We start from the raw sequence: 6,876 nt of genomic DNA, 5'->3' as shown, positions 1-6,876 counted from the left end.
GAGGTCGTCATGAAGCAGGCCGGCGGCAATCAATCGCGGGCATCTGAAATGCTGGGCATCACCCGCAACACCTTGCGCAAGAAATTGCAGGCTCACAGCCTGATCCCGAACTGACCCGGGCCACCGAATTCCCCTACTTTTCATTCCAACCATGAAAATCCAAACCGCCCTGCTCTCCGTCTCCGACAAAGCTGGTATTGTCGATTTCGCCCGCGCCCTGTCGGCCCGCGGCGTCAAGCTGCTTTCCACTGGCGGCACCGCCAAACTGCTGGCTGAAGCCGGCCTGGCCGTGACCGAAGTGGCCCAGCATACCGGCAGCCCGGAAATCCTGGATGGCCGTGTCAAGACCCTGCACCCGAAAATCCACGGCGGCCTGCTGGCCCGCCGCGACAACGCGGAACACCTGAACACCATCAAAGAACACGGCATCGAGCGCATCGACCTGCTGGTGGTGAACCTCTACCCCTTCCGCGAAACGGTTGCCAAACCCGGCTGCACCTTCGCGGACGCAGTCGAAAACATCGACATCGGCGGCCCCGCCATGCTGCGCGCTGCGGCCAAAAACCACGGTACTGAAGCCGGCGGCGTGACGGTCGTCATCGACCCGGCCGATTACAGCCGCGTGCTCGCAGGCATAGACAGCGCGGCTGGCGCGCCGTCCTACGCGCTGCGCCTGGAACTGGCCGGCAAGGTTTATGCCCACACGTCCGCCTATGATGGCGCCATCGCCGCCTACCTAAGCAGCCTGGCGGAAGCCGCCCCGGCCCAGGACGCCGCTCCGGCCCGCGATACCTGGCCGCGCACCCTGACGCTGCAAGTCCGCCGCGAACAGGCGCTGCGCTATGGCGAGAACCCCCATCAGCACGCCGCCTTCTATGTCGATCCGGTGCGTTCCGCCGGCCTGCTGGGCAACTACCGCCAGTTGCAAGGCAAGGAACTGTCCTACAACAACATCGCTGACGCCGATGCTGCCTGGGAAGCCGTGCGCAGCTTCGATTCTTCGGCTTGCGTCATCGTCAAGCACGCCAACCCCTGCGGCGTGGCGCTGGGCGCCACCCCGCTGGCTGCCTACCAGGGCGCCTTCCGCACTGACCCGACCTCGGCTTTCGGCGGCATCATCGCCTTCAACCGTCCTGTCGATGCTGCCACCGCCGAAGCGGTCAGCACCCAGTTCGTAGAAGTCGTGCTGGCCCCGGAATATGACGGCGCCGCGCTGGCCATTTTCGCTGCCAAGAAAAACGTCCGCGTGCTGCAAGTGCCGCTGGGCGCTGGCCAGAACGATTTCGATGTCAAACGCGTCGGCGGCGGCTGGCTGCTGCAAAGCCCGGACAATCATGTGCTCACCCGTGAGAACTTCAAGGTCGTCACCAAACTGGCGCCTACCGAAGCGCAGCTGCGCGATCTGATGTTCGCCTGGAACGTGGCCAAGTTCGTGAAATCCAACGCTATCGTCTTCGTGGCCAATGGCGCTACCGTCGGCGTGGGCGCTGGCCAGATGAGCCGTGTGGACTCTGCCCGCATCGCCTCCATCAAGGCGGAAAATGCCGGTCTGAGCATTCAGGGTTCGGCCGTGGCGTCCGATGCCTTCTTCCCGTTCCGCGATGGTCTGGACGTGGTTGTCGATGCGGGCGCGAGCTGCGTGATCCAGCCCGGCGGCAGCATGCGCGATGACGAAGTCATCGCCGCTGCCGACGAGCGCGGCATTGCGATGGTGTTCACCGGTATCCGCCACTTCCGCCACTAAAACGCCATGCGCATTCTGGGTGTGGACCCTGGCCTGCGGCGTACCGGCTTCGGCGTGATTGACGTCGCCGGCCCGCGCCTGTCCTACGTCGCCAGCGGCACGATCGTGGTTCCCACGGCGTTGCCGCTGTCCGAACGCCTGCGCGTCATCCTCGACAATCTGCGCGAGGTGGCGCGCGACACCCGGCCCGATGTCGCGGCGCTGGAAATCGTGTTCCTCAACACCAACCCGTCATCCACGCTGCTGCTGGGGCAAGCGCGCGGCGCGGCGCTCTGCGCGCTGGCCGACAGCGCCTTGAGCGTGCACGAATACACGGCGCTGCAAATCAAGAAATCCGTTGTTGGCACAGGCCGTGCCGCCAAGGAACAGGTGCAGCATATGGTGAAGCACCTGCTGTCCCTGGACGGCGACCCGGCGCCCGACTCCGCCGATGCCCTGGCCTGCGCCATCTGCCATGCGCACATCGGCGCCATGCAGGACCAGCTCGGCGCCCAGGGCCATCCGCTGGCGGCGCGCCAGTTCCGGCCCGCCTCCCGCAACGGCCCGCTGCGCTGACGCGCCGCGGCAGGACTGCCGTGGCGCCGCCGTCTCGTATATGATCCCCGCATTCCCGTCACTGGCCGCCGCTTGGTGCGGCGGCTGACGGCTTACGCGCATTCACCTTAGGACGACCGTCATGATTGGCCGCATCACCGGCACCCTGCTGGAAAAATCCCCGCCCACGATCTGCGTCGATACCGGCGGCGTGGGCTACGACATCGACGTGCCCATGAGCACGCTCTATAACCTGCCGGATGTCGGCGCCAAGGTCACGCTCTACACGCACCTGAGCATCCGCGAAGATGCCCATGTCCTGTTCGGCTTCGGCACGCCAGCCGAACGCGCCACCTTCCGGCAACTCATCAAGGTCACCGGCATCGGCGCGCGCACGGCGCTGGGTATTCTGTCGGGCATGAACGTAGAGGAACTGTCGCAAGCCGTCACCCTGCAGGAAAGCGCGCGCCTGACACGCGTGCCCGGCATCGGCAAGAAAACCGCCGAACGCTTGCTGCTGGAATTGAAAGGCAAACTGGGGGCAGACCTCGGGCATGTGCAAGGCAGCGCTGCGCCCAGCAGCCAATCCGATATTCTCAATGCGCTGCTGGCGCTGGGCTATTCAGAGCGGGAATCCCTGGCGGCGCTCAAGAAACTGCCAGCCGATGTCGATGTTTCCAGCGGCATCAAACTGGCACTGCAAGGACTGGTGCGCTAAACCTGCGCCAGGCCTTGCCTGGCCTATTTCCCGATGGTGCCCGCCGGGGCCGCGCCAGCCACCGTCCGCGTCACCATCACCTGGTCAATGCGGAAGCTATCGACGTCCATGACCTCGAAACGGTAACCGCCCCAGCTGATCGTGTCCGTGCGGCGCGGCACGCGCCGCAGCATCACCATCAGGAAACCGGCCAGGGTTTCGTACTCCCCTTCTTCGGGCAACTCATCCAGGCCCAGCACCCGCTGCACATCCTGGATAGGCGTCACACCGTCGATCAGCCAGGAATGGTCATCGCGGCGGATGATCTGCTCTTCATCCCAGGGCGACACCAGATCCCCCATGACCGTGCTCATCACATCATTGAGGGTGACCAGGCCCACCACCAGGCTGTATTCGTTGACGATCATGGCGAAGTCTTCGCCCACCTGGCGGAATTGCTCCAGCACTTCCGCCAGCGTCAGGCGGTCCGGCACCAGCAGCACTTTGCGCAGCAGACTCGGGTCATCCAGCCGCAAGGGCTGATTGTTCAAGACACGCTGGAACAAATCCTTGGCATCCACATAGCCGACCACATGGTCGATATTGCCCCGGCACACCGGGTAGGTGGAATAAGGCTCGGCGGCAATCCGCAAGCGGATCACATCATCCGGGTCATCAATCAGGAAATAGGCAATGCGTTCGCGTTGCGTCATGGCGCTGGGCACCAGCCGCGTCCCGAGCTCGAATACATTTTCTATTACCTGCTGCTCACCCGCCGCCAGCACACCGGAACGCGTGCCCGCTTCAGCCAGCGCCAGGATATCGTCAGTCGTCACACTTTCTTCGCGCCGGTCCGGCACCTTGAAAAACCGCAGGGTGCGGTAGGTCAGCCAGGCATAGAAACGCACCAGCGGCCGGAACAGAATGGTCAGCCAGCCCATGGGCCGCACCACCCGCACGGCCACCTGCTCCGGCAGAATCATGCCCAGTTGGCGCGGCACCAGATCTGTCAACAGAATGAATAGCGAAGTGACCAGGGAAAAAGACAACAGAAAGCCCAAAGACCCTGCCCAGGCCGGGCTCATCCACATCCCGAAAAAAGCCGTCAGATAGGGGCTGAACAAGGCTTCGCCGACAATACCGCCCAGAATCGCCAGGGTATTGGTGCCGATCTGCACCACAGTGAAATAGTGTCCCGGCTGCTCCTGGGTGCGCAGCACGGCAGTCGCCCTGGCATCGCCCGCTTCTTCCAGGCGCTGCAAACGCAGGCGGCGCGAAGCGGCCATGGATATTTCCGCCAGCGAGAAAAATGCGCTGGCAACAATCAGCAGGATCAGCAGGAAAAGATTCTGGGTAAAACTCATAGGCTCACAGGCACGCCGCCCGACGGGGCGGCTTCAGGCAACAGGGGAAACCCCCTGGGGCCCGTCACCAGGCCCCAAGGGAGGATACCAGCTTCATGCTGCCCGCGGATAGCAAGCCCGCTGCGTCAAGCGCCAGCGAGATACCCGGCAAATGCCGTCAGATCCACATTGCCGCCGCTCAGGATGGCCGCGGCCCGTTGCCCGGCGCGCAAGGGAATTTTGCCGTGCAGCAAGGCCGCCGCCCCCAGGCAACCGGTCGGTTCGACAATCAGTTTCAAGCGCTGCGCGATAAAGACCAGGGTTTCGCGCAGCTCATCATCCGTCACCGTCACGACATCATCCACATCGCGGCACAGGATGGCAAAGGTACGGTCGCCCAGATGGGTAGTGGTGGCGCCGTCAGCAATCGTCCGCGGCGCCGGGATGTGATGCAGCACACCGCTGCGCAAGGACTGCTGCGCGTCATTGCCCAGGGCCGGTTCCGCGCCAATCAGGCGGGCGCCGGGCCGCAGGGCGCGCAAGGCCAGCGCGCTGCCGGAAATCAGGCCGCCGCCGCCGATCGGTGTCACCAGCACGTCCAGGTCAGGCTGTTGCTGCAATAGTTCCAGCGCTGCCGTCCCCTGCCCGGCAATCACATCGGCGTGATCGTAGGGCGACAGCAATACCCGCCCTTCGTCGCGCACAAAGGCTTCTGCCATGGCAATGCGGTCATCCTGGTAACGGTCATAGCTCAGCACCTGGCCGCCATACCCTTCCGTCGCCGCGCGCTTGGCCTGCGGCGCATCCGCAGGCATGAGAATCACGGCATGCGTGCCCAACAGGCGTGCCGCCAGCGCCACCGCCTGCGCATGGTTGCCCGACGAATAGGCGACCACTCCGGCACGCCGCTGCGCCTCGGTCAGCTGCGCGATGGCGTAATAAGCGCCGCGAAATTTGAAAGCGCCGGTACGCTGGAGATTCTCACATTTGAAGAAAATTTCAGCCCCCGCCCGCGCATCCGCCAACGGCGAGCGCAGTACCGGCGTGCGATGCACCACGCCGTCCAGCACGGCGTTCGCATGGATCACGTCCTGGTAATCGGGGAGGTCTAAAGCGGTCATTTCCTGACTATCGTCCTGCATGAAAAAAGCACGGCACCCGGGCAGGGCCCCCTGCCAGGTCACGCCGTGCGAAACCAACATCGTGCCACAAACCAGGCACGGTGGCGCGTCTGCCCGCACAAAAATACCGCCAAATCCGGATGAGTCTCCAAGCAAGGGAAGCGGCATGAAGTTTCACTGGACATATCATCAGGTGCTACCATGGCGGCTGGACAGAAATCGTGCACCATGGCCATCCAATCAGACTCCCTCTCCGCCCGCAGCGAGACCACCCGCCTGGTCACGCCCCATGCCGTCACACCGAATGAAGAATCGGTGGAGCGCGCCTTGCGCCCCAAGGCGCTGTCCGATTATGTCGGCCAGCAGCGCGTGCGCGACCAGCTCGACATTTTCATCCAGGCGGCGCGCAATCGCGGCGAAGCGCTGGACCATGTGCTGCTGTTCGGCCCGCCCGGCCTGGGCAAGACCACGCTGGCCCATATCGTCGCCCATGAAATGGGCGTGCAGTTGCGCCAGACCTCCGGCCCGGTGCTGGAGCGCCCGGGGGATCTCGCCGCGCTGCTGACCAACCTGGAACGCAACGACGTCCTGTTCATCGACGAGATTCACCGGCTGTCGCCCGTGGTCGAAGAAATTCTCTATCCGGCGCTGGAAGATTTCCAGATCGACATCCTGATCGGCGAAGGCCCCGCGGCCCGCAGCGTCAAGCTCGATCTGCAGCCCTTTACCCTGGTCGGCGCCACGACTCGCGCCGGCATGCTGACCAATCCCTTGCGCGACCGCTTCGGGATTGTGGCGCGGCTGGAGTTTTACAACGCGCAGGATCTCACCCATATCGTGACGCGCAGCGCGGGCCTGCTGCAAGCCACCATCACCCCGGAAGGCGCCGCCGAAGTCGCGCGGCGCTCACGCGGCACGCCGCGTATTGCCAACCGCCTGTTGCGGCGGGTGCGCGATTATGCCGAGGTCAAGGGCGGTGGCATCATTTCCGCCGAGGTTGCCCAGGCCGCGCTGGGCATGCTGGAAGTCGATCCCCAGGGGCTGGATCTGATGGACCGCAAGCTGCTCGATGCCATCGTGCATAAATTCGATGGCGGCCCGGTCGGGGTGGATAGCCTGGCTGCCGCGATAGGCGAAGAACGCGACACCATTGAAGATGTCATCGAACCCTATCTGATACAGCACGGTTTCCTGCAACGCACCTCGCGCGGCCGGATTGCCACGCAAACCACCTGGCGCCACCTGGGGCTGACGCCGCCCCCCGGCACCATGAGCAGCACCGGCAGCCTGTTCGATATCTGAATCACGCCAGGCGGGCGGGGCGCGTACGCCACCGCCATGCATGCCGCGCGGGCTTGCCGGCCACCCGGCCAGCCCCCTTCAGCCGGACGCCATACGGCAAAGCGTTGGCCATCACATAATACCCCCGGTCCCGCT

General features: G+C 64.4%; 7 protein-coding genes. 5 read left to right on the top strand and 2 right to left on the bottom strand.

The genetic code is table 11. The features are described 5' to 3' along the window. The 4 genes from ACTJGZ_RS15380 to ruvA all read left to right on the top strand — a co-directional run. Positions 1-114 (top strand): helix-turn-helix domain-containing protein (locus tag ACTJGZ_RS15380; protein WP_441663776.1); only part of this gene is annotated, 114 nt, incomplete at its 5' end. 37 nt (positions 115-151) lie between these two features. Next, the gene (gene purH, locus ACTJGZ_RS15375) at positions 152-1,744 is read left to right on the top strand and encodes a bifunctional phosphoribosylaminoimidazolecarboxamide formyltransferase/IMP cyclohydrolase (RefSeq protein WP_441663775.1); all 1,593 of its coding nucleotides are present in this window, start codon (positions 152-154) and stop codon (positions 1,742-1,744) included. A 6-nt stretch (positions 1,745-1,750) separates the two neighbouring features. Beyond that, the gene (gene ruvC, locus ACTJGZ_RS15370) at positions 1,751-2,299 is read left to right on the top strand and encodes a crossover junction endodeoxyribonuclease RuvC (RefSeq protein ID WP_441663774.1); all 549 of its coding nucleotides are present in this window, start codon (positions 1,751-1,753) and stop codon (positions 2,297-2,299) included. Positions 2,300-2,420: 121 nt separating this feature from the next. After that, positions 2,421-2,996 (top strand): Holliday junction branch migration protein RuvA, encoded by a 576-nt coding sequence (gene ruvA, locus ACTJGZ_RS15365; protein ID WP_441663773.1) that lies wholly within the window; start codon positions 2,421-2,423, stop codon positions 2,994-2,996. Positions 2,997-3,019: 23 nt separating this feature from the next. Here the strand turns inward: ruvA and ACTJGZ_RS15360 are convergent, their stop codons facing one another. Further along, positions 3,020-4,339 carry a hemolysin family protein gene (locus tag ACTJGZ_RS15360; RefSeq protein WP_441663772.1) on the bottom strand — a complete coding sequence of 440 codons (1,320 nt, stop codon included), beginning with the start codon at positions 4,337-4,339 and terminating at the stop codon, positions 3,020-3,022. 125 nt (positions 4,340-4,464) lie between these two features. Further along, complete coding sequence (locus ACTJGZ_RS15355; protein ID WP_441663771.1) at positions 4,465-5,439, bottom strand: threo-3-hydroxy-L-aspartate ammonia-lyase; 975 nt, start codon at positions 5,437-5,439, stop codon at positions 4,465-4,467. Positions 5,440-5,667: 228 nt separating this feature from the next. Between ACTJGZ_RS15355 and ruvB the strand changes: the two genes are divergently transcribed. After that, positions 5,668-6,741, top strand: coding sequence for a Holliday junction branch migration DNA helicase RuvB (gene ruvB, locus ACTJGZ_RS15350; RefSeq protein WP_441663770.1), 1,074 nt, complete (start codon positions 5,668-5,670; stop codon positions 6,739-6,741). Positions 6,742-6,876 lie beyond the last annotated feature (135 nt).

This window comes from Kerstersia sp. (genome assembly GCF_052103615.1).
Lineage (GTDB): Bacteria > Pseudomonadota > Gammaproteobacteria > Burkholderiales > Burkholderiaceae_B > Kerstersia.
Note: the sequence above shows the minus strand (reverse complement) of the source record. Positions and strands in the feature narration are given on the sequence as shown.